This window comes from Trichococcus pasteurii, from assembly GCF_900112935.1.
Taxonomy (GTDB): Bacteria; Bacillota; Bacilli; order Lactobacillales; family Aerococcaceae; genus Trichococcus; species Trichococcus pasteurii.
Genome location: NZ_FONM01000002.1, coordinates 31,706 through 55,442, shown reverse-complemented (window position 1 = coordinate 55,442; position 23,737 = coordinate 31,706). Strand labels below are relative to the sequence as shown.

Genomic DNA, 23,737 nt, shown 5'->3' with positions numbered 1-23,737 from the left:
AGTGCGGATTCTATTTTTTTATAAAATAATCAATTCTTTTGGAGAATGTGTCAAAATCTCGTTGCCGTTATCCCGGATCACAAGATCATCTTCAATCCGGACACCGCCCAGACCTGCAAGATAGATGCCCGGTTCATTAGTGATGACATTCCCCGGAACCAGCACTTTCCCGGCTTTTTGCGATGTGTTCGGACCCTCGTGTATCTCCAAGCCGATCCCATGGCCATTGGAGTGACCGAACGCTTCCCCGTAGCCTTGTTGCGTAATGTAATCGCGGGCGACACTGTCGACTTCGATGCCGGTCATGCCGGCTTTTGCTGCCTCATTCACGCGCAGTTGGGCAGACAGAACAATCTCGTAGATTTTTTTCAATTCTGCATGGGGTTGCCCAACCGAAACCGTGCGGGTCATATCCGAAACATAGCCGTTGTAATAACAACCAAAATCCAGCGTCACGAAGTCGCCTTTTTCGATCAATTTCGGACTGGCGACACCGTGCGGCATGGCGGAACGGATGCCACTGGCGACAATCGTTTCGAATGAAACGCCGCTCGCACCCAAATCGCGCATGTGGAAATCCAAGCGATTAGCGATCTCTATTTCCGACACTCCCGGACGGATGTGATCGAGGATGAACATGAACCCGGCGTCCGCAATTTCACAGGCACGTCTGATGGTCTTGATTTCCTCTTCGTCTTTGACTTCACGCAATTCTTCGATGATGCCTGAAGCAGGAATCAGATCACAGGTCACCAGATCCTCCAAATCCTCGACACTGCGGAAAGACATGATGGCGTCTTCAAACCCCAGAGATGAGAGGCCATTTTCTTCCACAATTTTTTTCACTTCATCGAATATCGGTCCTTTATTCTGAATAATCTGAAAACCCTGCGCCTGTGAAGCAGCTTGTTGGGTATAACGGAAGTCGGTCACAAAAAAAGCTTCCTCTTGAGTGATGACCGCCAAACCGGTCGTACCCGTAAAATTGGAAACATAACGTAAGTTATATTGACTTGTCACCAGCATTGCATCCATCTTCTTTGCTTTGATGGCATCCTGCAATTTTGAGACTCTACTCATTTCACATACTTCCTTCCAATAAAAATATCCTGTTTGTTTACAAACATACCTATCAAGTATATCAAAAAAGAGCCCGCATAGATAGGGGAAATTCGTGTATATGCGCTTTGGGATCAGCATTCGATTCCAAACCCGATGAACTACCAAAAAACGCACAAGAAACCCGACGTTATTTCGGGTTTCTTGTGCGTTTCTCTTGGCTGCTTACCTCAGCCTCGTTCTCCATAAGACCTTTCTTTTTTTGCGTATCACTGCGGGGACAGGATTTCCACTACCAAAGTTTCGCTGTAGGCATTCTGAAGCGTCACGGTTGCTGTGACCTTGCCGCTCGCATCCGCCACGCAGTGCACGCTTCCTTCGTCGAAAGACAGGGAAGCTGGTACGATCCGATTTTCCGGAGTCGATTCTTTGTTATGTTCCTTCAGCCAGTAGTCTGTATAGGCCAGCAAAGTTTGCGCTTTGTAGTGGTTTTCCGTCAATCTGTACAGATAGAGCTGATTCTCATAAACCCTTATGATTCCGAAAAGCATCATTTGTGAAAGGAACAGGTAGAAAATGGTGATCGGTAAGATCGAGCCGCCCTTCCCCCGTGAACGATCACTATTAAATGGGTGCCTTCGGCAGGATGAAATGCGCTCTGCGCGTCTGGTCGTCCGAAAGCGTAGCCTGGATAAAAACCCCTTCATTGGTCACCTCGTATTTCAGCGCTTTGACATGCAGCAGCATCGGATGATAGCCGGCCCCGTTTTTGTACCGGAGTACTTTGTTGATACGGAATTCATAAGTATAGGCGGCTGCATCGGCCGGATTTTGCGATTTGGTGCGGATGGTCGTGCTAGTCTTTTGCACCAACAACTCATCTTCCAACTCATGCTCGAGTTGGATCAGGAAAAGATGCCATTCCGCATCCTGGGTCTTCTCCATCTGGATATTCGCAGTGCGGATGACCTCCATGCCTCCCATCATCAGCAGCAGCACCATCGTATTGACAGTCAGTGCAAACGCCGCTTCCAATAAAGTGAATCCTGCTTGCGATTGTTTATGGACTTTCCGCTTGGATTTCGTCGACACGCACCGTCACCCTTTCTGCCCCGTCACTGCCGCCCACCTCCAACTGTGCAGTTTCCGGATCCCAAGTAGTGGTGAACAGCATCCCTCCGGAAGCCTGACTTCCGATTGGGTTGCCTCCCTTGGCGATGACCTGCATCTGGTCCTGCGCGACCCGCCAGTAGGCAACTTCCTCTCCCGCTGCTTCTAATGTCGTGAAAAATTGAACGGAATGCGGAAGCAGCACATAGAGCGAGATGCTGACCATAGCCAAAGCGATCAGACTTTCGAAAAGCATATAACCGCTGCTATCGTTTAGCTTTGTTGACTTCATAACGACCGCTCCCCAATTGGATTGTGATGGTATAACGATATCGGGCTGTTTCCATGATGATGGTGTTCGGCTGCAGATACCCGCTGCCCCCTTTGATGAATCCGGTGTAGCCTTGGATCACTCTTGATCCTTCAGGCAACAGCAACTTGCGGTTGATGTAACGGTCCGATCCGGCGCCGTCTTGAAAAACAGCGTAATGCGTTGCCCCGATCGGTCGCACGACATCCATATTGACGCCGTTCCCTGTGATGACCGCGTAACTCTGCGCCGTGTGCAGCTCCGTCAGGAAATCGTCCAAAAACAGATTGAACGCGAATTCATCCGTTGCGGTTCCCACTTGCGGGGTCAGCAGCAAAATCATGGATGCGATGATCAGCACCAACAGGCTTTCTAATAATGTAAATCCGCTTTTATACATTATTCAAGCCGTCATTTAAATCATTCAATTTTGGAAACATTTCCGCCTGCAATTGTCAGTTTGGCGGTTGCTTGAGTCACTTGATTGTCGCTTAAGTAACCACCAGCCTTGAGTTCAGCGAAATTGGCAGCTTCCGTCCCTGTATCCAGTTCATACATGTCAGCCTGTGTCTGCACGACGACCGCCAGAGCGTCCGTGCCTTTTGTCTCCACGCTTTTCTTCGTGTTCGCCACATTCGGGATGATCATCAGCATCAGCACCGATATGATGAACAGAACAAGAACCATTTCCATTAAAGTGAAACCATTTTTGTTTTTTAGTGTTTTTTTGATCGTATTCATTAATACATTCCTCCTAATGAACTAAGCATCGGCATCAACAATATAAGATAGATCGCCATCACGATGACGGCGACCATGAGGAACAAGACAGGCTGCAGCCAGCCGATTTTCTGCTCGATGTCCGCTATCAGCAGCCGGAAACATTCTTCGCTGTACATGCTCAACTTGATCGGCAACTGGCTGGTGAGCTCGCCGTGATAGATGATCCAGCCCATCTCCTCTTTGAAGATGGGATAACGTTTGATGATCGTCATCAAGCTGTCGCCCTGCATCAACCCTTCCTCCACCAATCCGGATATTTCCTTCATCCAGGCCGTCCCTTCATCGCCGCGCATCAGCGAAACGATCTGGTTCAGCTGCATGCCGTTGCGGAAGAAATAGGCGTATTCCCGGCAGAAGAAAAAGGAATAGTAGAGTTGGACCCATTTGCTGAAGAGCGGAATCCGGCAGAACAGCAACGATTTTTGGAAAGCTGATTTCTTTTTCAAATAACTTTTTGCCAACAGGAACAAACTGGCGTCTAATGCTAGCGTGCCCAATATGATGAGCGGCAGGTTCTCCAGGTAATTCAGGATGATGCGGACCATCAATCCAGAACCCTCTTCCGAGGGCACCAGCATCGTCTCCAAACTGGGAAGCAGGACCTGCCTGATCGCAATCAGCATCACATTCGCGAACACCAGCAAAAACAACGGGTAGATCAGGACTTTTCTGAGCTTATGCAGCTGTTTGTCCTTTTCCGTCAGGAAGTCTGAACAAAACAGCAAAGTTTCCGTCAATTTCCCGTGAAGGAAGGACAGCCGCAGCTGCGATACGACTTGCTCCGAAAAGCCGCATCCAGCCAATGCATCAGCAAGATTGATGCCTGTTTCCAGTTTGGCCTGCATGCGCTGGATATCGTCCACGCGCTTCGGCTGCATCATCTTCAGAAAGGCGAGCCCTTCGGCCAACGAAAACCCTTCCTTCAGCAATTCTCCCAAGCGCCTCAGAAAATAAGCCTGCTCTTTTGCCTGCCAGCGTTTTTCAGACGAGATTTTCCAGGTAATGCTTTTCCGTAATGTATCCACACGCATAGGCTTTGCGCAATTTGTCATTCAGTGAGACAAACCGCTTTCCGTCCTCCTTGTCCCGCAGATGATTCTGCAGTTCCTTGCCTGCCAATATTTCGTAGATGGCAGCCGACTTTTCGTTTACCTGATAGTGGGAGCAGTGAATCGTGCACTTCCCGGAGCACAGCGGACAATATTTTGCGATCAGACGTTGGGAGACGACAGCGAGCAGCGTCTGCTTCATTTGTTCGGAAGAAATCGCCAGTTCCCGCAGCCTTTCCAATACCCCGAATGACTCCTTGGCATGGATCGTCGCAATCACCAAGTGGCCCGTCAAGGCGCTCCTCACAACCATTTTTGCCGTTTCCTCATCCCGGATCTCGCCTATGACAAGGATGTCCGGATGATGGCGCAGACACTGGCGGATGAGCAGATCGTACGTGATGCCCGCAGCTTCGTTCACTTCGGCCTGCAGAAACAGCGGCTCTTCAATTTCGACCGGATCCTCCATCGTAATGATCTGCAGCGGTTCATCGGCGTATTTCCTGCGCAGCAAATGATAGATGGTGGTTGTTTTCCCGGAGCCGGTAGGACCGGAAAACAGCACCAGCCCGCTCTTATGATCCAACAGTTCGAGCAGCTCCGATTCCTGGGCCGGAAAAAATGCGTGCAAACCTGGCTCCGAGCCCGGATTGGCGTACAGCATACGGATCACGAGCGACTCTTGGTAGCGGAAATTCGCGATGGTGGACAGCCTCAGTTCTATTTTTTTGCCGTTCAGCCGGTACCTGACAGCTCCGGATTGCGGTTTCCGCCTTTCGCCCACATTCATGTTCGAAAGAAATTTGAAATAGGAAATCAGCCGTTCACCCTTTTCGATTGTATACTCGGATACTTTCGACAATCCGGTACTCACCCGGAAAAAGAGTTCATAATGGTCTTCGTAAGGGAGCAGATGGATATCGGAAACACCCAGCCGCATCGCATCCGCCAAAAGGCTCTCTGCCTTTTCTTCCATATCATCACCTCATTTCTATTTTGCCGTCACTAATAGCTTCTGCAAAAACATCGAGTCCGCTCTTTATCCGACGAGAAACTTATCATAAAATATGTTATATTGGCTTAAATAGCGGTCTCACACATGAAAAATATGCGGGATCACTCAAGTATAAGGGAGGTGAACTTTTTGAAAAAGAACGTTACTGCATCGATTCTTTGGATTGCTATCGGAACATTTCTGTTCGCGGTGGGCATCAATATGTTTTCCGTTGCGAACCATCTTGGTGAAGGCGGCGTCACCGGCATTAGTTTGTTGGCCTTCTATACCATGAATATCCCTGTTGCCATAACTAGTTTCGTCTTGAACGCCATCATCTTGGTCATCGGATTCCGCTTTTTGGAAAAATCGACCATGCGGTTGACGCTTCTGGCCACCCTGTTGATGTCGGTGTTCCTGCAGCTTACGGCTGCCTGGCGTTACCCGATGGAAACCATCATCCTGGCGCCGCTTTGCTCCGGTTTTTTGGTCGGCACAGGTTTGGGCCTCGTGATGCAAGCGGGCGGTTCCACAGCCGGTTCCGATATCATCGCCTTGATTTTCAATAAATATCTCGGCTGGAGCACCAGTGTCGCACTGGTCGTATTGGACCTGTTCGTGGTCGGGCCCTCCATCTTTGTCATTGGGCTGGAAAATGTCGTCTTGACTGCCGTGCATCTTTATGTACAAACGAAAGTTCTGGATTTCATCCTGGAAGGGTTCAATCCGAAGAAACAAGTACTGATCATCTCGGATCGGCATCAGGAAATTGCTGATGCAATCGATAAAAAAATCGGCCGCGGAATGACCTTTTTGTCAGGCGAGGGCTATTACTCCAAAAGTCAGAAGAAGGTGATCCTGATCATCGTCAACAGACAGCAATTGATGCCGCTCAACCGGATCGTGACGGCCATCGATCCGAAGGCTTTCTTCACCATAAGTGAAGCGCAAAGCGTCATCGGCGAAGGCTTCTCTTATTTGATTTCGGATGAGCACTACCAGCAAAAAATCAACGATTTCATCGACAATCAGTCGGAATGATCACAAAACAACTGCACAACGAAAAAGAACGGCAAGGGACCATCCTCAAGGTCCTTGCCGTTCTTTTTCGTTGTGAACGATTATTATTTTAAAAATATTTATCCCTTTCAGGAAAGCAGAAAAACGACGGTCTTCATAATGTCCATTTTCTCCACAGCAGCGTTGTAGTTCATTCTGGCAATCTTCAGGTTCTGCTCTTTCTCACGCAATATGGCGAGGTTTTCCTCCGAATTGTCTTTGATCCATTCGCCTTTCACATCCGCCAGGGTGATTTCCTGCAGCTCCACTGCTTTTTTCGCTTCCAGCAGCTCGAACTTCAGCAATCCGTATTTCCTTTCCAGGTCCTGCATTTTGACGGGATCCTGTTCCTTCAACACATCGATTCTGGCTTTCAGCTCTTCCATATCCCCTGCCGCCTCCAATTCCTCATCAACAGCTGTTCTCCCGCTTTACCCCGCCAAAAAATTGCAAATTTCCAGTCCGAACTGTTTCGCTTGATGCGGACCGCTCGCAGTGATGATATTGCCGTCGACTGTCACAGGGGACTCAGAATACACTGCCCCTTTGGCTTCGATAGTCGCAATCTCGGATTCGAAAACAGTCGCATTTTTCTTCTTCAATAAACCCGCATTCGCTAAGATGACAGGCGCGATGCAAATGGCCGCAACCATTTTGCCCTGTCCGTTCATCGCTTGGGCCAACATCCAGGCATGCGGATCGTCGAAGAAAACGCGGCTTCCCTTTCCCCCAACGAACACCACACCATCAAAACTGTTCGTATCGACATCCTCAACCAAAAGATCCGACTGCGCGATTCCGCCATGCACACCCATGCAGGTACCGGTTTTGTGGCTGGCGATCCACATCTCATGTCCGCATTTAGCAACTTCTTCTTGGGTCATGAATAATTCTTCATCGCGGAAGTCTTCAGGTGCAATCACAAATATTAGTTTTGCCATACTGCTGTTCCCCCATTCATTGTTATCCCGATCGGATAATGATAGCTTCGCTTTGGAGCCATGTTCGAAAAGCCCAAGGGCAGATCGAGTTTAGCTACCTAAATTATACTACAAGCCAAGCGAGAAAGCGATTGCAGGGGAAAAGATGACGCTTAATGGCCAGCGGCGGGACGGCATCCAAAAAACCGAATGCCCGCCATTGTCTGCTGACAAGGAAGGCATTCGGTTTTGATTTTGTGTAAGCTGTTATTCTTCGTCGTCCAGATCAGCGTTGTGGAATACTTCAGAGACGTCATCATCATCTTCCAGTTTTTCCAGCATCGTCCTGAATTGCGTTTCCTTGTCCGCTGCGATAGCCGACATTGTTTGCGGAACCATCGTGACTTCCGCTTCGGCCAGCACGTAGCCTTCTGCCTTCAAAGCTTCGCAAACCGCATCAAAATCGGCAGGATCCGTGTAGATCTCGAATACTTCATCGCTTGTCTGCAGCTCTTCCCCACCAGCTTCCAATACGCTCATCAACATTGTGTCTTCATCCACTTCCAAGTCTTCACGCTCGATTGCGATATAGCCTTTGCGGTCGAACATGTAACTCACCGAACCGGATTCTCCCAAAGATCCTCCGTTTTTGTTGAATGCGACTCTGATGTTTGTGGCGGTACGGTTGCGGTTGTCGGTCAATGCATGGACCAAAACAGCCACGCCGTTCGGGCCGTAACCTTCATAAGTGACTTCTTCATAGTTTTCGCCTTCTCCGGCAGATGTTGCTTTCTTGATGGCGCGGGTGATGTTGTCATTCGGCATGTTCGCTGCTTTCGCTTTATCGATGATCAAGCGCAGGCTCGGGTTAGATGAGGGATCCGGACCGCTGTTTTTTGCAGCCATATAAATTTCTTTCGATAATCTCTGGAAAATTTTACCTCGTTTTTGATCGGCAGCGCCCTTTGCGCCTTTGATTTTACTCCATTTTGAATGTCCTGACATTCAGATCCCTCTTCTCATCTATTAATTTACTCAATCATTTTATCAAAAGTAACCGCTCATGGCAATTCACTTTCTGCCTTTTCTGACCGTCAGGAAGAACCAACCGGCGATTATAGCCAAAATTGCCCCTGCGCTGGCCAATATCACGTCTTCCTTCATCGCAAATGCCGGGGACACAAGCGATTGATGAAATTCATCCGCAGCCGCGTAACTGATGGAAAGCAGCAGCGCCACAACAATCGGTGTTACCTTGTCCCGAATCTTCCCGGACAGTCCCCCATACCACAGGTACGCCAAGATGAAATAGGAAAGGAACATCCATATCTTGCTGCCGAAGAATCCAAGAAAACCGAAATAGCCCAATGCCCCCATGCTGACCACCTGCTCCCCGTATCGGAAGGTGAATGTTGCGAACAGGCCGGAGAGCGGTTGCGACTGCAGGAGATTCGCGATGATATTCGGCAAAGCATAAAAATCTTGTTGGAAAGTGGCGCGGTAATAGAGATAACCCATGATCAGAACTGCTCCCACTATGTATGAATTGCTCTTTTGTTCTCGTTGCATGTAGCTTTTTTCCTTTCCTGATGTGAATTCTTTTATTATTTCTGCTGTAAATGGATATAATGTACTTATGGCAATACGTTAGTCAATCAAGACTGAGAGGATGATCAGCATGAAATATAGCCTTACCTGGGATTTGGATTCATTTTTTGAAGGCGGGAGTTCTTCACCGGCCCTGCAAGAAAAGATACAGTCCATCCAAGAAGGATTGAAGGATTTTGAATCCGCAGCAAACGCTTGGGACCCCGAACGAGATAAACCGGACTATCTTGTATTTCAGGATCTGCTTCATGACGAGGAGCTGTACGCAAAAGCCCTGATGCAATGCAACAGTTTCATAACTGGTGTCCAGTCAGCCGATGTATCGGATTTGGATGCAAGCGCAATCCATGCGCGAATAATTCAATTGTACAGCAAATTAACGATTATTCAAACGACTCTGAAGAAAAAAGTAACCGCAGTCAAAGAAAGCGATTGGGCCCCGTTATTGGAAAAACCTGCTTTTTCAGCGCTTGCATTCGCCCTGTCGGAATGGCGCCAACAGGGCAGCCGGCTCTTGTCCGACAAGGAAGAAGCCTTGTTGGCTACATTGCGTGTCGATGGTTTCAACGGTTGGAGCGCGCACTATGACACGCTCGTATCCTTCATCAAGATCCCCTTTGAAGAGTCTGACGGAACTTTGAGCGAACTATCCGCCGGCCAAGCGATGAACCGGATGTATGCCGATCCCGATCCGAACGTCCGCAAAAAAATATTCACTGAATGGGAAAAAGCCTGGGGATCCCTTGCACCGGCATTCGCCGATACGTTGAACCACCTGCAAGGTTTCCGGTTGGCTGATTTTGAGGCGCACCAGGATGAGGATTTCTTGGCGGAACCTTTGCGCTACAACCGCATCAAGCGCGAGACCCTGGATACGATGTGGCAGGCCATCAGCGCGAACAAACAGCCCTTCCTTTCGTTTTTGGACCGTAAAGCCGCTCTGATGGGCAAGGACAAGCTTGCCTGGTATGATGTCGATGCCCCTGTGTCGCTCGGCAGTTTCCAATCAAAGACATTCAGTTTCGACGAAGCAGTCGATTACATCATTGAACACTTTGCCTCCTTTGGTCCGAAACTGGCAGAATTTTCCTTGGATGCCGTCAAGAACCGCTGGGTCGAAGCCGAAAACCGATCCGGGAAAAGACCTGGCGGCTATTGCGAAGATTATCCGGAATCGAAAGAATCACGCATTTTCATGACCTTTACGGGTTCAGCAAGCGATATGAGCACGTTAGCCCATGAGTTGGGCCATGCCTTTCATTCCCACGTGATGCGCGACTTGCCAGATCTGAATACGCGCTACGCCATGAACGTGGCCGAAACGGCATCGACTTTTGCGGAAACCATCATCAGCGCGGCTACGGTCAGAGAAGCCAGCAGCGACGAAGAAAAAATTTCCTTGCTCAATACGAAGCTCGAAAACGCGACAGCCATGTTTCTGAATATTCATGCCCGTTATCTTTTCGAAAAGTCCTTCTACACCGAAAGGATGAACGGTTTTGTCACTGCAGAACGGCTGTCCGGAATGATGGAGGCTGCCCAGAAAGAGGCCTACCAAGGGGCCTTGAGTGACTACCACCCTCTATTCTGGGCGAGCAAATTGCACTTTTTCATCGATGATGTGCCATTCTACAATTTCCCTTACACGTTTGGCTTCCTGTTCAGCCTCGGGATTTACGCGCAATCGATGCAGCAGACCGAAAATTTTGAGGAAACCTATATTTCCCTCTTGCGGGATACCGGTTCGATGACGACGGAGGAGCTCGTAATGAAGCATCTTGGTGCCGATATCACGCAGCCTGACTTCTGGAACCAGGGCTTGGAGATCATGGCGGGAGACGTCGAAGAATTCCTGCGTTTGACCCAAAAATACATGTGAAGACAAAATAAATCCCTGCGACCAAGTAATACCGGTCGCAGGGATTTGCTTTTGTTCAAGTGGCTGCCGGTCCATAAACCTTGATGAAGGATGGCAGTATTTCGATTTCTAGCGGAAATGCCGGTCCTTCATCGCCGTCGACATTGGTGATCAGGCTGTCGCCATCTTCAAGGGTGATAGTGGCCTGTTCGAAAGACATATAGATGACAGTATCCGAATTTCTGATTTCGCCCATGATAAGCTGTGGCAAGAGTCTCAGCGAATCCAACAGATTGAACTCCTTGAAAACAACCATCCGCATCTTGCCGTCATCGACTTTTGCTTGCGGCATAAAATTTTCGAAGCTGGCAATCGAATTCGTCAATGCGATCAGAACAAGCGGCGATTCCTGCGTAAATGTCTCTCCATCAACCGTAAAACGGAACCGATGCATCGTCTGGCTCGTCAGTGCTTTTCCTGCTTCCATGAAATATGCCAGCGGGCCATATTTTGTTTTTTGCTCCACGCTGACCTCTTCGACAGCTTCAGGAATCGCACCGGCAGCGACATTCGACACAAAATAACGATCATTGACCTTGCCGATATCCAGATCGACCAAAGCCGCATCGCCCAACATGCTGATGGCTTGCTCGGGTTCCAATGGGATACCGATCGCTCTTGCGAGGTCATTGACGGTGCCCAGAGGAACAAACCCGAAGGATACGTTTTTTCCGGCAGACGCCAAGCCATTGACTGTTTCGTTGACAGTGCCATCGCCGCCCATGCAGAAAACTGCTTCATGGCCCTTGTTTGCCGCTTCATGCGCGAACTGCATGGCATCCCCCTGTTTCTCGGTTTCTTTGACTGTGACCTCTTCGAACATTTTGCTCAATTGCGCTTTCATCAAATCCAGATAGCCAGTAGCTTTTTCGCCCCCCGACGACGGATTTACGATCAATGTGCAAATACCCATATCATTCCCCCGCTTTCATTTTACCTTTGCAGCAAGTGTAGCACGCAGCCCCCACATCCATAAAGCGGGACGCCCTGTTTCGGCTGTTGAGCATATTCTTGGCTTTCCGCTTACAAAATGTGTATAATTTCATAACGTTCGAAGTAAAACACATTGATTCAGGAGGAGCAGTATGACAAAAGAATATCGTGTCCTACTCTATTATAAATATACACCGATAGAGGAGGCAGAAACATTTGCGCAAGAACATCTACGATTCTGCAAAGAAATCGGCTTAAAAGGAAGAATTTTGGTCGCCGCAGAAGGCATCAACGGTACGGTTTCCGGAACCGTTGAACAAACGCAAGCGTATATCGAGCATATGAATGCAGACGCACGCTTCAACGACATCACCTATAAAATCGATGAAACGGACGGTCATGCCTTCAAGAAGATGTTTGTCCGTCATCGTCAGGAAATCGTGTCCCTGCACCTTGGGGGAGACGACCTCGATCCTAACGAAACAACCGGAGCATACTTGTCGCCGGAAGAGTTCCGTGAAGCCATCCTTGACGAAAATACGGTTGTCATCGATGCCCGCAACGACTATGAATTCGACCTTGGTCACTTCCGTGGCGCCGTCCGTCCGGATATCGCAAACTTCCGCGAATTGCCGCAATGGATCCGCGACAACAAGGAAAAATTCATGGAGAAACGCGTTGTCACCTATTGCACCGGCGGCATCCGCTGCGAAAAATTCTCAGGTTGGCTCGTCAAGGAAGGCTTTAAGGATGTCGGCCAACTGCACGGAGGCATCGCAACCTACGGGAAAAACGAAACGGTCAAAGGCGACCTTTGGGACGGAAAGATGTATGTATTCGATGAGCGCATCGGTGTGGATATCAATCGCATTGAACACGTCGTGGTCGGAAAAGACTGGTTCGATGGTACGCCATGCGAACGCTATGTGAATTGCGCCAACCCGAGCTGCAACCGCAGAATGCTTTGTTCCGAAGAAAACGAACACAAATATATGCGCAGCTGCTCGCATGAATGCCGCATCCACCAGCCGAATTATTATGTGCAGCGCAATCAATTGACACAGTCTGATGTAGCGGAGCGTTTGGCCGCCATCGGGGAGACAATGGAGAGCTCTGCCGCAACAACTGCGTAACAGCCACAGGATCAGCAAGGATAGCATTCCTTGCTGATTTTTTTTGGTTCCTCCGACTTCGTGATTGTTCGTTCTATTGAATAGTCAGGGGAAAGCTTTTTTGTTATACTGATAAGTGACCACCTGAAAAGGAAAGAGGGAACATATGAACAATCCAGATGGAAATAAAGCTGAAAAATGGCTGAAAAAAACCGGGCTATTTTTTAAACGCCTTGGGCAATCGATAAACGGCAGCCTCCAGCGGATTTTCACAAAAGAAAATGCTGCTAGAACAAAGGAAAAAGCCTTGATTTGGGAACAAAAGACCCACAGGCGCATGGAACAAGGCAGAGTGTCTTGGCGAGGAATGAGACGGAAGCTTGTCACAGAAACAAACATAAAGCCGCTTCTCTCAAAAGGAGCTTTCGGTTTCAATGTTTTTTTTGGTGTGATCCGGAATATTTTTACCGGCATCGTACTGTTGATGGTCCTGTTGGGAATCTTCGCTGGCGGTGCAGGCTTGGGTTACTTCGCTAATTTGATTTCAAAGGAGACAGCCCCTTCATACGAAAGCATGGCTGAAGACATCGGCAATGTCGAACTAGTTTCGACTATGTACTATGCAAATACCGAAGCGATTTCGGAAATCCGCACCGACTTGGTCAGGACCACGGTCGGATCGGAAAGCATTTCTCCGCTCATCAAAGAGGCGCTCATCGCAACGGAAGACGAAAATTTTTATGAGCACGAAGGGATCGTTCCTAAAGCCATACTGAGGGCATTGGTGACTGAACTGACCGGCTTCGGCAGCCAAAGCGGCGGTTCCACCTTGACGCAACAGCTCGTCAAACAACAGATACTGTCGAATGAAGTGACTTTTTCCCGCAAAGCCAATGAAATCTTGTTGGCACTGCGGCTTGAAAATTTCTTTACGAAGGACGAAATACTGACAGCCTACCTGAACGTCTCTCCCTTCGGCCGAAACAGCAGCGGTTCCAATATCGCAGGCATAGAGGAAGCGGCGAACGGTATTTTTGGAATACATGCAACAGATGTATCGTTGGCTCAGGCAGCATTTTTGGTGGGCATCCCACAGAATCCTTATACTTATACCCCTTTCACGCAATACGGCGAAAGAAAGGAAGATTTGACTGCAGCTCTGAACCGAAAAAACACCGTACTTTTCCGTATGCTCAGCGAAGGCTACATCACCAAGGAAGACTATGATGCTGCAATCGCGTACGACATCACCCAGGATTTCGTCGCTGCTCATGCCACGCAAGCGGACAGGAACAGTTACCTTTATCAAGCTGTCGAACGTGAAGCGATCCTGATATTGATGGAACAGGCCGCTGCCGGTGATGACCTCACGATGGATGATCTTGAAGCGGACATCGAATTGTACAACGAATACTATGCAAATGCAGACAATACGCTGCGCTTATCCGGCTACAATGTTTACAGCACAATCGACAAAGACATCTATAACGGCATGCAGGAAGTTGCGGCCGAGTATGGTCACACTTTAGGGAATACATTCGTGGATACCTATGTTGATGCAGATGGGGTCACGCAGGAAGTGACCGAGCTTGCCCAAACAGGCAGTGCGCTGATCGAGAATGAGACCGGAAAAATCATCGGGTTCATCGGCGGCCGGGATTTTTCGGTCAATCAGGTGGACCATGTGTTCAGCACCAACCGTTCCCCCGGTTCGACAATCAAACCATTGCTGGTCTATGCGCCGGCAATCGAACAGGATTTTATCTACCCTGCTTCCATGGTGCCTGATACAAAAATCAGCATCAAACAGCCCGATGGCACACTATGGGAGCCTACAAACTTCGGCGACACCATTTCCAATACATTCATGACGGCTCGCCAAGCGCTCTACCAATCAAAAAACAACCCCACGATCAAGCTCTACGTCGCGATGAATGATGAAGGGATGAACCCTGGGCAATATCTGGAAAAAATGGGCATCACCTCGATCGACGAATCGGAATACGGCAATCCATCCTTAGCGATCGGGGCAACGAATGATGGCCCTACCGTTTTGGAACAAACCAGTGCCTTCACGACTTTCGCAACCGGAGGCGATCATGTTGAGCCATATCTGATCGAAACGATCACGGACAAGCACGGGGATATCGTTTATCAGCACGAATCCGAAACGACTGAAGTATTCTCGGAACAGACAGCTTATCTGACTTTGGATATTCTGCGCGATGTCATCACCGATGGCACAGGCCGCTCGATCAACAATTACCTGAATTTCAGCGCCGATTGGGCCGGAAAGACCGGGACATCGGAAGCCAACCGGGACATCTGGTTCATCGCCAGCACCCCTACCGTCACGCTCAGCTCTTGGATGGGTTATGACAATTACAAGGGGGAACATGTCTTCTATGACCCTAATAATCAAGGTCTTCCGACCGGGCGGAATCTGAATTACTGGTCCCAGATCGCCAACAAGATCTACAGCATCAATCCAGACATCCTCGGCACCGATCTGACACATCAACAACCGGAAGGGATTGTCGAAAAATCAGTGCTGGCAGAAACCGGAACGTTGGCAGGCACCGTTTCGTTCGCGAATGGCTTGTCCGTTTCCCTTAACGGCAGCACAAGGAGCGACCTTTTCAAGTCGGATTCACTACCGAAAACGATCTCCTACAACTTCTCTCCTGGGGCCACCGAGGCGGACTTGGAAGATTTTTGGGACAGTTACCTTTCTGCAGCAGAAGCGAGAAGCAATGCAGCCGCTGCTTCCCGAAACAACGCTGCAGACGATGCGGAGGCAGAACCCGAAACAGAGACTGACGAAACAACCGAAGAGACGGAAACCGAAACAGAAGCCGAAACCCCACCGGCTGAAGAAACCCCAGAAGCTGAGGAGTAAGAAATTGGCTGTCCCATCCCGGGACAGCCTTTTGATTGCCGTTGCATATAGTTTTGCAATGTGCGATACTCCCGTGTTTCTGGCTGATCATTTCTTGAAAAACACAGAAAAAAGCCCTGCATCTGGTTCGGATGCAGGGCTTTTTGGGCTTGAATGTCTTTCGGATGAACAGATTATTTTTTTGGTAATGTTGTTCCTCTGTTGACGATTTTGTATGGAAGAATGATTGATTTTTCATCAATTTCTTCTTTGTTCATGATTTTCGTCAGCAAACGCATCGCAACAGCGCCGATATCATACAGCGGCAACATGATGGATGTCAACTTTGGACGAGCCATTTCTGTTATGCGGGAATTATTGCTGGCAGTGACTTCAAATGCCTCAGGAACGCTGACATCTGCATTGATGATACCGTTCAACAGGCCGATGGCAAGTTCATCACCGGCTACGTATGCTGCATCCACTCCGGCTTCAAGTAATTGTTCAGCCAATAGCTCACCATTTTGAAGCGTCGGCTCACATTCGAAGACAAGGGCTTCATCAAAAGGAATGTTTGCATTGACCAAAGCGTTTTTGTAACCCTTCAGGCGATACTGTCCATTGATCGGATTGGAAAGCGATGCTGATACGAAAGCAATGTGTTTTTTGCCGTTCGCAATCATGTTCGCTACGACTTCTTCGGTTGCAGCAATGTAATCGATATTGACGCTTCCGACTTGTTGCTCAGGATCGATTGTTCCAGCCAGCACGACCGGCGTTTTGGAACGCGAGAATTCTGCGCGCAGCTCATCAGTGATCTTATTGCCCATATAGATGATGCCATCCACTTGTTTCGCAAGTAAGGTGTTCAATACTTGGATTTCTTTCTGGTCATTCTGGTCGGAGTTCGCTAAAATGATATTATATTTGTACATTGTAGCGATATCATCGATTCCTCGTGCCAAAGATGCAAAGAACAGGTTTGTGACGTCAGGAACGATAACCCCTACTGTCGTTGTTTTCTTGCTTGCCAAACCACGGGCGACCGCATTCGGTCTGTAATCCAAACGTTCAATGACTTCCAATACCTTTTTCCTTGTGGATGGTTTCACGTTTGGATTACCGTTCACTACGCGGGAAACAGTTGCCATGGAGACGTTTGCTTCGCGAGCCACATCGTAAATTGTAATCGTTTGTTTTTCCATTTATGTTGCTCCTTATCTCAATTGTTTTCAATTTTTTATTTTCCATTATTCAACATAATGTTGTAAATATTGATTGTTTTACAAGCTTATAATGAATTTAACATTGTTTCATAAGATATGCAAGCGTTTTATAAAAGTTTTCATGAAAATTTCACATTGCGTTATTCAAAAATAGAACCCTAATTATATGCTATAATACTAAAGAAAGGAAGGTGTCATATTAAAAATGCCTTTAAACTCAATTATCAATTTAATGAAAAACCAAGATGTCGATATCATATTCCTCAATGACCCTAAAAATGTCTTTTATGTTTCCTCATACCGGAGCGATCCGCACGAGCGAATCTTGGCGGCCGTTTTGTTCAAGGATGCAAAGCCCCTGCTGTTTGTCCCTGCGTTGGAAGAAAATGATGCGCGGAAGACTGCTGAGGAATTTGAAGTGGTCAGCTACATGGATACGCAAGACCCTTGGACGGTACTGGCAACCAGCATACAAGCGCGTCATTCGCCGCTGTCGGACTGGTCCATCGAAAAGGATTTCTTGACTGTCGAGCGTATGGAAGCATTGCGGAAACATTTCCCGACAGCCACTTTCGGCCATAACATCAGCGCAACCCTTCAGGAAATGCGCCTGATCAAGAATGAACAAGAACTCGCCTTCATGAAGGAAGCTGGCTATTGGGCTGATGAAGCACTCAAAATAGGTGCAAAAACGCTTCGCGAGGGCATCACTGAACTGGAAGTCGTTGCAGAAATTGAATACCAACTGAAAAGAAGAGGCGTAGCCGAAATGAGTTTCACAACTATGGTACTTTTCGGTGAAAATGCAGCCAGCCCCCATGGCGTCCCCGGCGACACCAAACTCAAGAAAAACCAGTTTGTGCTGTTCGATTTGGGAACCATGCACGAAGGTTATGCCAGTGATGTGACACGCACGTTCTTCTTTGGTGAAGAGCCATCTGCGCACCAAAAAAAAATCTACGATTTGGTATTGGCAGCCCATGATGAAGCGATGGCTGCGGTCCATCCCGGCATCAAAGCTGGCGAATTGGACGCCGTAGCGCGGACAATCATTACCGAAGCGGGCTACGGCCGCTACTTCAACCATCGTCTGGGCCACGGCTTGGGTCAAGGTGTGCATGAATTCCCATCCATCATGGAAGGCAATGAAATGGCCCTTACTGAAGGTATGTGTTTTTCCATCGAGCCCGGCATCTACATCGAAGGGGATATCGGGGTCAGAGTCGAGGATTGCGGATTTGTGACTGCAGACGGTTTTGAATCCTTCACGCACACCCCTACCGATATAGGTGCGTATTTAAAATTGATCGATTAGTGGGTTGGGCTGGTGCAGCGGTATCGACCGACAAAACACTACGCAACAAAAAAACAGGCACGCGGCCTGTTTTTTTGTTGCGTTCAGATATCTTCCACGCTGTCTTTGATCTCTTCAACCTTTTCTTCCACTGCGGCTTTTTTCTCTTCCGTTACGGCTGCAGCTTCCTCTTTGCCCTCCTCAGCGATGACAGAAGCAAATTCTTTCACATCAGTAGCTTTCTCTTTGATGTCTTCTTTTACTTTTTTCAAGTCATCACCGACATGTTTGGTCGTTTCAGTGAATTGTGTTTTAATCGATGAAGTGGTGTCCTTCAAGTTGATTTTGATATCTTCCGTGGTTTCTTTGGCGACGTCCATGAACTCATTGCCCTTCTCTACAGCGATATCTGCATAATCGCGTGCTGTATCCAGAAGATTATTTACTTCCTCCGTGATGTCATCGCGCAATTCTTTGCCTGGTTTAGGCGCAAACAACAAAGCTGTAATGGCTGCAGCTGCCCCGCCGATGATTGCCCCTAATAAAAATCCACCTTTACTTTTTGTCATAATCTTCAAACTCCTTTTCGTTTATTTATTGATTGACGCTTCAGTAAGTTTTGAACTTTGTGTCCTTCGTTTCTTTCTTCGCTTGCCGTTGACGGGCAATTGCCAATGCCGTCCGCCCAAGTTTTCCGACAGTGGAGGAACCTGATGCGCTTTTGACGCCTTTTCCCCCGCCTTTAAGTGATACTGCCAAATTTCTGGTAGATTGGTTCACATCAGAAACGGTCACACCTAAATCGCCGATTGCAGTGAATAAAGGATCTGTCTTGCTGATTTTGCCGTTCAGGTCGTCCACCAACGTATTAGCCTTATTCAGTAAGCCTTCGACTTCAATCGACAAGTGATCGACATCTTTTGTGATGACGGCCAGGCTTTTATTCGCTTCTTGGGTCACTTTTTCAACCTCGCCTAAGATGTCAGTGACTTTCCTTAATGCCAAGATGATGAAAACCACCAATACCGCAAAAGCCAGCGCAGCAATCAAAGCTGCAATTTCACCATATCCCATTATTTGTACTCACTCCTTCTTGATCCATACGTGCATCTGTCAAAGCATTGTATGAATTTTTATAAGATTTATACTATTTATAATAAAATGATACCATAGTCATTTGTTATATGCTATTGAAACCCCTTTAGTCAGCACCATTTCCACGAAAATGGATTGTTCTGCTTCAGACACGCTTTCTTCAATAAAACGTAACCCTATCTCCATTTTCATGAGCCGGTTAATTTGTTACAATGGAAACAGCTGTTCAGAAATGAGGGATTTTATGAATGATATAAGTATACAAGACAGTGCTCTTGCGCAAGATTTGATAGAGGAAGTGGTGACGAATCCTAATATTTTCGTCAAATGGTGGAACAGCATCGCCTGGGAAGAGATTGTGGGCTTGTTCATTTCGAAAGGCATTACCTTGCTTTTTTTGCTGCTCATCTTTTTTGCTTTAAAACGTTTATCCAGTTACGTTTTGCACCGTACTTTCGAAAAACAAATATTGACCAAACATATTACTCAGAATCGTGCCACCACCATCTATAAAATAGCCGAGAATGGTTTGCGTTATCTTTTGTTCTTCTTTTTGATCTACGGGGTCCTCTCCATTTTGGGTGTGCCGATCGCCACACTCATTGCCGGCGCTGGTCTTGCGGGTCTGGCGATCGGTCTCGGCGCACAGCAATTCATCAACGATATCGTCAATGGTTTCTTCATCATCCTGGAGTCCCAATTTGATGTCGGCGATCACGTTGTCATCGGCGGAATCGACGGCACTGTCGTGAATGTCGGGCTGCGGACGACACAAATCAAGAGTTTTGATGGTACTTTGCATTTCTTGCCGAACCATACCATCACGACCATCAGCAATCTGTCCCGGAATGATATGCGGGCAATGATCGATATCCTCTTGTATCCGGATACCGATTTCGAAACGGTCGATCAGGTCATCCATGCGGTCAATGAACGGATTGTGCCGGAACATCCGGAAATCGTCAAAGGCCCGAATGTTGTCGGCATCACCGATAAAGGGAATGGCCAGCTTGCCTATCGTGTGGTCTTTTATACACTGAACGGTCAGCAGTTTGCCATCCAAAACCTGTTCTTGGGAAGTTACCGTTCCGCACTGTTGGAGGCTGGCATCCAGATTCCGGCGATGCCGTACACCGCCCCGAAAGCATAAGCAAAAAAAGTGCTCCGCATCCAAATCATTTGGCGGCGGAGCACTTTTTCTTTAGGGTGAGGCTCGAAGCAAACAGCCGCTTTCTATCTTTCGGATGCCACTTCTTCTTTCTCCTCAATTTTCTCAAATTTATAGAGGCGATGGATGCCATGCACCAAGTGATTCACTCTCGTCAGAATCTCTTTGCGCGTGATGATGCCGATAAATTTGCCATCATCTTCGGTAACGCACAGGAAATTGTGATCGATCAGATAATTCAGAATATCCTCAAGATCCGTCCATGGACGGATGGTCTGCACATTACTGTCCATCACTTCTTCCACGGTGAGTGTTTCCATCTTGTCATAGCGGATCGCATCGATTTCCGTGATGGCTTTGATGATCATCGGTATGGAAATCAGGCCCTTGATGCGGGACTTCGAATCCAAAACGGGAATGACGGAATACTTCACTTGGGACAGCACCAGAAACGCATGGTTCAGATTGTTCGAACAATGTACATTGGCGACATTTTCGCCATGGATCATCAGATCCCCGCACGCCTCATTGTCCAGCAATAGCCCGGCTACTTCGCTACTAATCATTTTAATTTCCTCCTAAAAGGTGTCCATCAGGCGACTATGCCGCCGGGAACACCTTCTTTGCATATAATCAAAGAATTTGAAATTGTTTGTTCAGATCGACCATTTCCTGATGGCGGTCATTGTAATAGGTCACTGTGACGGATTGGCCGTCCAATGTGACGATGCAATAGGTCTTTTCCATCAGTGTGCCGCGCGGTTGACTGATGCTGCCCGGATTGACGAACAGGATGCCATCCTCCTGTTCCGCTTTGGCGATATGGGTATGCCCATAAAATACCAGCGAAGCATTCGCTTGCTGGGCTTCGCGTTTCAACCCGGCAACGGAGTCCCTAACAGAATGACGATGCCCGTGAACAACCAGCACATTTTTGTCGGCGGCCTGGAATCGGTATTCGTCGTTCATTTGATAATCATAATCGCAATTCCCCATCACTGTGGACATGATTCCCCAGATCAGATCGGAACTGCTCAATTCCGAATCACCGCAGTGGACAAAATGATCGACCTGATTCGCATAGCGCAAAGCCAATTCGTTCAGAATATCTTTTTTGCCATGGCTGTCGCTGACTGCAAGTATTTTTACCATCTAATCCGCTTCCTTTTCCAGCCAGGCTGCCCAACTTTTCTCCAGATTTTTCAGGGCATTTGCGCGGTGGCTGATCTGATTTTTTTCGGTATCGCTCAATTCTGCCATCGTCTTGCCTAAGTGTGGCAAATAAAACAAAGGATCATATCCGAAGCCATTGTCTCCGCTCGGGAACTCCGCGATTTCGCCCTCGATATCCCCTTCGACAACCAAACTCTCCCGATCCGGATGGGCCAACACTAAGGTACAATGGAAATGCGCCTTACGGGATGGGTTTTCCTGGGACCCAAGCATCGCAAGCACCTTCGCATTATTGGCGGCATCGCTTTTCATTCCACCAGCAAATCGGGCAGAAAACACACCTGGCTGGCCATCCAAGGCATCGATGCAGATGCCCGAATCATCCGCCAAGACCGTCATACCCAACAATGCGGCGATCGTTTCAGCTTTCTTGCGTGCATTGGCTTCGAACGTATAGCCGGTTTCCTCCACATCTTCAATCTCCGGATAGTCCAACAAAGTCACCACTTCGTAGCCTTTCGGTTCAAACAGGACGGCGAAATCCCTGGCTTTTCCCGGATTTTTGGTCGCTATCACGATCTTCTTTTTTTCCGTTGCGTTCATTGTATCCCTCATTTCTCAATCATTTTTCAATCAAATTGACCAGATCAACTTTTTCGACTGTAAAATTGCTCTGGCCGAGCCAATTTTCTGCGATATCCGAAAATAGTTTCGGCGATCCAGTCGTATAAAAATGGTATTCGGAGGCTTCCTTGTTGTGCGAGCTTTCCGCCAAGCGGAAATAATCCAATAAGGTACTCACCTCAGATACCGTTTCGGCACCGGAATCGATTAGTGTCACGCAAGGCCCCATCACATTTTGGATGAGCGGTGTCAAAAGCGGATAATGCGTGCACCCCAGAATCAGAGTGTCGATCGATTCCTTCAGCAAGGGGTTCAGCGTTTCCGCAACCACTTTTTTCGCGATCGATCCGTTGTACTGATTGCTCTCAACCAGCGGCACAAACTTGGGACAGCTCATGCTGATGACAGAAATGCCCTTGTCTTTATCCTTGATCGTTTTCTTGTAAACGTCGCTGTTGATTGTGCCTTTTGTGCCGATTACGGCTATGCGTTCATTTTTCGAATGTTTGATTGCGGCACGGCTGCCGGGATTGATGACACCGATCACCGGAATGTCAACGCGCTCCCGGATGATGTCCAAGGCGGCAGCAGTCGCAGTATTGCAGGCAATCACCAGCATTTTGATATCTTTCTTCAGCAGAAACTGTGTCATTTCCCATGTATATTGAATCACTTCTTCTTTGGGCCTTGGTCCATAGGGGCATCTGGCGGAATCCCCCAGATAATAAATGGATTCATTGGGAAGCTGTTTCATCGCTTGTTTCACGACGGTCAAGCCGCCGACGCCAGAGTCAATAAAACCGATTGCTTTTTTGATCATGCAGTTACTTCCTTTATTTGTTTTCGTATCTCTATTTTACCTTAAGATGCACGGTTTTTGTAAAAATGAGGCAAATTTCATACTGACTTGCTTCACTTTTGCGGAATAGGTTGTTTCCTTCTTACACGTCCACTGCCGATTATTGGTCGTCCAAAAATAAGTGTGCTACAATAGTCTCAATTTCAGGACGGTTTTTTCTTGTCCTCCTGAAGCGTCCGGCATTATGATGGATGCAGACCAGGAAGAAGGAGTGGACATACAAATGAGTTATCAAACGATTGTAACCGTAGTGGATAAAGGCTTAATCGACCGCGTCTTCGAAAGCGCACGCTGCGAAGAATCCTACTGTGGCACCGTGATAGCTGGCCGCGGATCCGGGATGCATGAGAACAAGAAGTTGTTCAATCTGGCTTTGGAACCGGAAAAGGAGATCCTGCTGGTGTTGACCCAGGAAGAACATTCCGAAAAAATCATCAACCAAATCGAGGAAGCTGTAAATATTACCACACCCGGGAATGGCATCCTTTTTGGGATCAACCTCAGGAGAGTCCATGGCATTTCTGGATAGGAACAAAGGAAACTCGTTATGCCGCGACCGGCGGCA

The 23,737-nt window shown here is 48.0% G+C and carries 27 protein-coding genes; 7 read left to right on the top strand and 20 right to left on the bottom strand.

Annotation, left to right across the window (positions count from 1 at the left end; genetic code table 11):
* Positions 1-18: 18 nt before the first annotated feature.
* The 8 genes from BM184_RS02575 to comGA all read right to left on the bottom strand — a co-directional run bounded on the left by BM184_RS02575 (position 19) and on the right by comGA (position 5,287).
* Entirely contained in the window at positions 19-1,080 is a 1,062-nt protein-coding gene (locus BM184_RS02575) for a M24 family metallopeptidase (RefSeq protein ID WP_086941315.1), read from the bottom strand.
* A gap of 248 nt (positions 1,081-1,328) precedes the next feature.
* Positions 1,329-1,613: a hypothetical protein gene (locus tag BM184_RS02570; protein WP_143091102.1), complete on the bottom strand. Its 285-nt coding sequence runs from the start codon at positions 1,611-1,613 to the stop codon at positions 1,329-1,331.
* Positions 1,614-1,683: 70 nt separating this feature from the next.
* Positions 1,684-2,151, bottom strand: a complete 468-nt coding sequence (gene comGF / locus BM184_RS02565) for a competence type IV pilus minor pilin ComGF (protein ID WP_086941313.1) — start codon at positions 2,149-2,151, stop codon at positions 1,684-1,686.
* The gene (locus tag BM184_RS02560) at positions 2,120-2,461 is read right to left on the bottom strand and encodes a hypothetical protein (RefSeq protein ID WP_086941312.1); all 342 of its coding nucleotides are present in this window, start codon (positions 2,459-2,461) and stop codon (positions 2,120-2,122) included. The genes comGF and BM184_RS02560 overlap by 32 nt, the downstream gene beginning before the upstream one ends.
* Entirely contained in the window at positions 2,436-2,879 is a 444-nt protein-coding gene (locus BM184_RS02555; RefSeq protein ID WP_086941311.1) for a prepilin-type N-terminal cleavage/methylation domain-containing protein, read from the bottom strand. Before BM184_RS02555 ends, BM184_RS02560 begins: the two co-directional genes overlap by 26 nt.
* Positions 2,880-2,899: 20 nt before the next feature.
* On the bottom strand, positions 2,900-3,220 hold the full coding sequence (gene comGC, locus BM184_RS02550) for a competence type IV pilus major pilin ComGC (RefSeq protein ID WP_086941310.1): 321 nt from the start codon (positions 3,218-3,220) through the stop codon (positions 2,900-2,902).
* Entirely contained in the window at positions 3,220-4,287 is a 1,068-nt protein-coding gene (gene comGB / locus BM184_RS02545) for a competence type IV pilus assembly protein ComGB (RefSeq protein ID WP_177208510.1), read from the bottom strand. Before comGB ends, comGC begins: the two co-directional genes overlap by 1 nt.
* The gene (comGA, locus tag BM184_RS02540) at positions 4,244-5,287 is read right to left on the bottom strand and encodes a competence type IV pilus ATPase ComGA (RefSeq protein WP_086941308.1); all 1,044 of its coding nucleotides are present in this window, start codon (positions 5,285-5,287) and stop codon (positions 4,244-4,246) included. The genes comGB and comGA overlap by 44 nt, the downstream gene beginning before the upstream one ends.
* Before the next feature lie 168 nt (positions 5,288-5,455).
* Between comGA and BM184_RS02535 the strand changes: the two genes are divergently transcribed.
* A complete protein-coding gene (locus BM184_RS02535; RefSeq protein WP_245830499.1) occupies positions 5,456-6,346 on the top strand; it encodes a YitT family protein in 891 nt (296 codons plus the stop codon).
* A gap of 107 nt (positions 6,347-6,453) precedes the next feature.
* Here BM184_RS02535 and BM184_RS02530 read toward each other — a convergent pair whose 3' ends face one another.
* The 4 genes from BM184_RS02530 to BM184_RS02515 all read right to left on the bottom strand — a co-directional run bounded on the left by BM184_RS02530 (position 6,454) and on the right by BM184_RS02515 (position 8,853).
* Positions 6,454-6,750 carry a hypothetical protein gene (locus BM184_RS02530; RefSeq protein WP_086941307.1) on the bottom strand — a complete coding sequence of 99 codons (297 nt, stop codon included), beginning with the start codon at positions 6,748-6,750 and terminating at the stop codon, positions 6,454-6,456.
* Between the two features lie 45 nt (positions 6,751-6,795).
* On the bottom strand, positions 6,796-7,305 hold the full coding sequence (locus tag BM184_RS02525) for a DJ-1/PfpI family protein (RefSeq protein WP_086941306.1): 510 nt from the start codon (positions 7,303-7,305) through the stop codon (positions 6,796-6,798).
* A gap of 246 nt (positions 7,306-7,551) precedes the next feature.
* Positions 7,552-8,289, bottom strand: a complete 738-nt coding sequence (locus BM184_RS02520; protein ID WP_086941305.1) for a YebC/PmpR family DNA-binding transcriptional regulator — start codon at positions 8,287-8,289, stop codon at positions 7,552-7,554.
* A gap of 66 nt (positions 8,290-8,355) precedes the next feature.
* Positions 8,356-8,853 (bottom strand): VanZ family protein, encoded by a 498-nt coding sequence (locus BM184_RS02515; RefSeq protein ID WP_086941304.1) that lies wholly within the window; start codon positions 8,851-8,853, stop codon positions 8,356-8,358.
* Positions 8,854-8,962: 109 nt separating this feature from the next.
* On the opposite strand from BM184_RS02515, the gene BM184_RS02510 reads away from it, so the two are divergent.
* The gene (locus tag BM184_RS02510; protein ID WP_086941303.1) at positions 8,963-10,771 is read left to right on the top strand and encodes a M3 family oligoendopeptidase; all 1,809 of its coding nucleotides are present in this window, start codon (positions 8,963-8,965) and stop codon (positions 10,769-10,771) included.
* Between the two features lie 55 nt (positions 10,772-10,826).
* On the opposite strand, the gene BM184_RS02505 is transcribed toward BM184_RS02510, so the two are convergent.
* Entirely contained in the window at positions 10,827-11,723 is an 897-nt protein-coding gene (locus tag BM184_RS02505; RefSeq protein WP_086941302.1) for a diacylglycerol/lipid kinase family protein, read from the bottom strand.
* A 172-nt stretch (positions 11,724-11,895) separates the two neighbouring features.
* Between BM184_RS02505 and trhO the strand changes: the two genes are divergently transcribed.
* Positions 11,896-12,876: an oxygen-dependent tRNA uridine(34) hydroxylase TrhO gene (gene trhO / locus BM184_RS02500; RefSeq protein WP_086941301.1), complete on the top strand. Its 981-nt coding sequence runs from the start codon at positions 11,896-11,898 to the stop codon at positions 12,874-12,876.
* A 145-nt stretch (positions 12,877-13,021) separates the two neighbouring features.
* A complete protein-coding gene (locus BM184_RS02495) occupies positions 13,022-15,754 on the top strand; it encodes a transglycosylase domain-containing protein (protein ID WP_086941300.1) in 2,733 nt (910 codons plus the stop codon).
* Between the two features lie 173 nt (positions 15,755-15,927).
* Here BM184_RS02495 and ccpA read toward each other — a convergent pair whose 3' ends face one another.
* Entirely contained in the window at positions 15,928-16,938 is a 1,011-nt protein-coding gene (ccpA, locus tag BM184_RS02490; RefSeq protein WP_086941299.1) for a catabolite control protein A, read from the bottom strand.
* Positions 16,939-17,164: 226 nt separating this feature from the next.
* Here ccpA and BM184_RS02485 point away from each other — a divergent pair, with 226 nt between their 5' ends.
* The gene (locus BM184_RS02485) at positions 17,165-18,274 is read left to right on the top strand and encodes a M24 family metallopeptidase (RefSeq protein WP_086941298.1); all 1,110 of its coding nucleotides are present in this window, start codon (positions 17,165-17,167) and stop codon (positions 18,272-18,274) included.
* 83 nt (positions 18,275-18,357) lie between these two features.
* On the opposite strand, the gene BM184_RS02480 is transcribed toward BM184_RS02485, so the two are convergent.
* Both BM184_RS02480 and BM184_RS02475 read right to left on the bottom strand, forming a co-directional pair.
* Positions 18,358-18,822, bottom strand: coding sequence for a YtxH domain-containing protein (locus BM184_RS02480; protein WP_086941297.1), 465 nt, complete (start codon positions 18,820-18,822; stop codon positions 18,358-18,360).
* Positions 18,823-18,862: 40 nt separating this feature from the next.
* A complete protein-coding gene (locus tag BM184_RS02475; protein WP_086941296.1) occupies positions 18,863-19,327 on the bottom strand; it encodes a DUF948 domain-containing protein in 465 nt (154 codons plus the stop codon).
* A 265-nt stretch (positions 19,328-19,592) separates the two neighbouring features.
* On the opposite strand from BM184_RS02475, the gene BM184_RS02470 reads away from it, so the two are divergent.
* Positions 19,593-20,498, top strand: a complete 906-nt coding sequence (locus BM184_RS02470; protein WP_086941295.1) for a mechanosensitive ion channel family protein — start codon at positions 19,593-19,595, stop codon at positions 20,496-20,498.
* Between the two features lie 83 nt (positions 20,499-20,581).
* On the opposite strand, the gene cbpB is transcribed toward BM184_RS02470, so the two are convergent.
* From cbpB to racE, 4 genes are all read right to left on the bottom strand, one after another.
* Entirely contained in the window at positions 20,582-21,082 is a 501-nt protein-coding gene (gene cbpB / locus BM184_RS02465; protein WP_086941294.1) for a cyclic-di-AMP-binding protein CbpB, read from the bottom strand.
* A 67-nt stretch (positions 21,083-21,149) separates the two neighbouring features.
* The gene (locus BM184_RS02460; protein WP_086941293.1) at positions 21,150-21,668 is read right to left on the bottom strand and encodes a metallophosphoesterase; all 519 of its coding nucleotides are present in this window, start codon (positions 21,666-21,668) and stop codon (positions 21,150-21,152) included.
* The gene (locus tag BM184_RS02455) at positions 21,669-22,292 is read right to left on the bottom strand and encodes an XTP/dITP diphosphatase (RefSeq protein ID WP_245830490.1); all 624 of its coding nucleotides are present in this window, start codon (positions 22,290-22,292) and stop codon (positions 21,669-21,671) included.
* Between the two features lie 19 nt (positions 22,293-22,311).
* A complete protein-coding gene (gene racE, locus BM184_RS02450) occupies positions 22,312-23,133 on the bottom strand; it encodes a glutamate racemase (protein ID WP_086941291.1) in 822 nt (273 codons plus the stop codon).
* A gap of 262 nt (positions 23,134-23,395) precedes the next feature.
* On the opposite strand from racE, the gene BM184_RS02445 reads away from it, so the two are divergent.
* The gene (locus BM184_RS02445) at positions 23,396-23,701 is read left to right on the top strand and encodes a P-II family nitrogen regulator (protein ID WP_143091101.1); all 306 of its coding nucleotides are present in this window, start codon (positions 23,396-23,398) and stop codon (positions 23,699-23,701) included.
* Positions 23,702-23,737 lie beyond the last annotated feature (36 nt).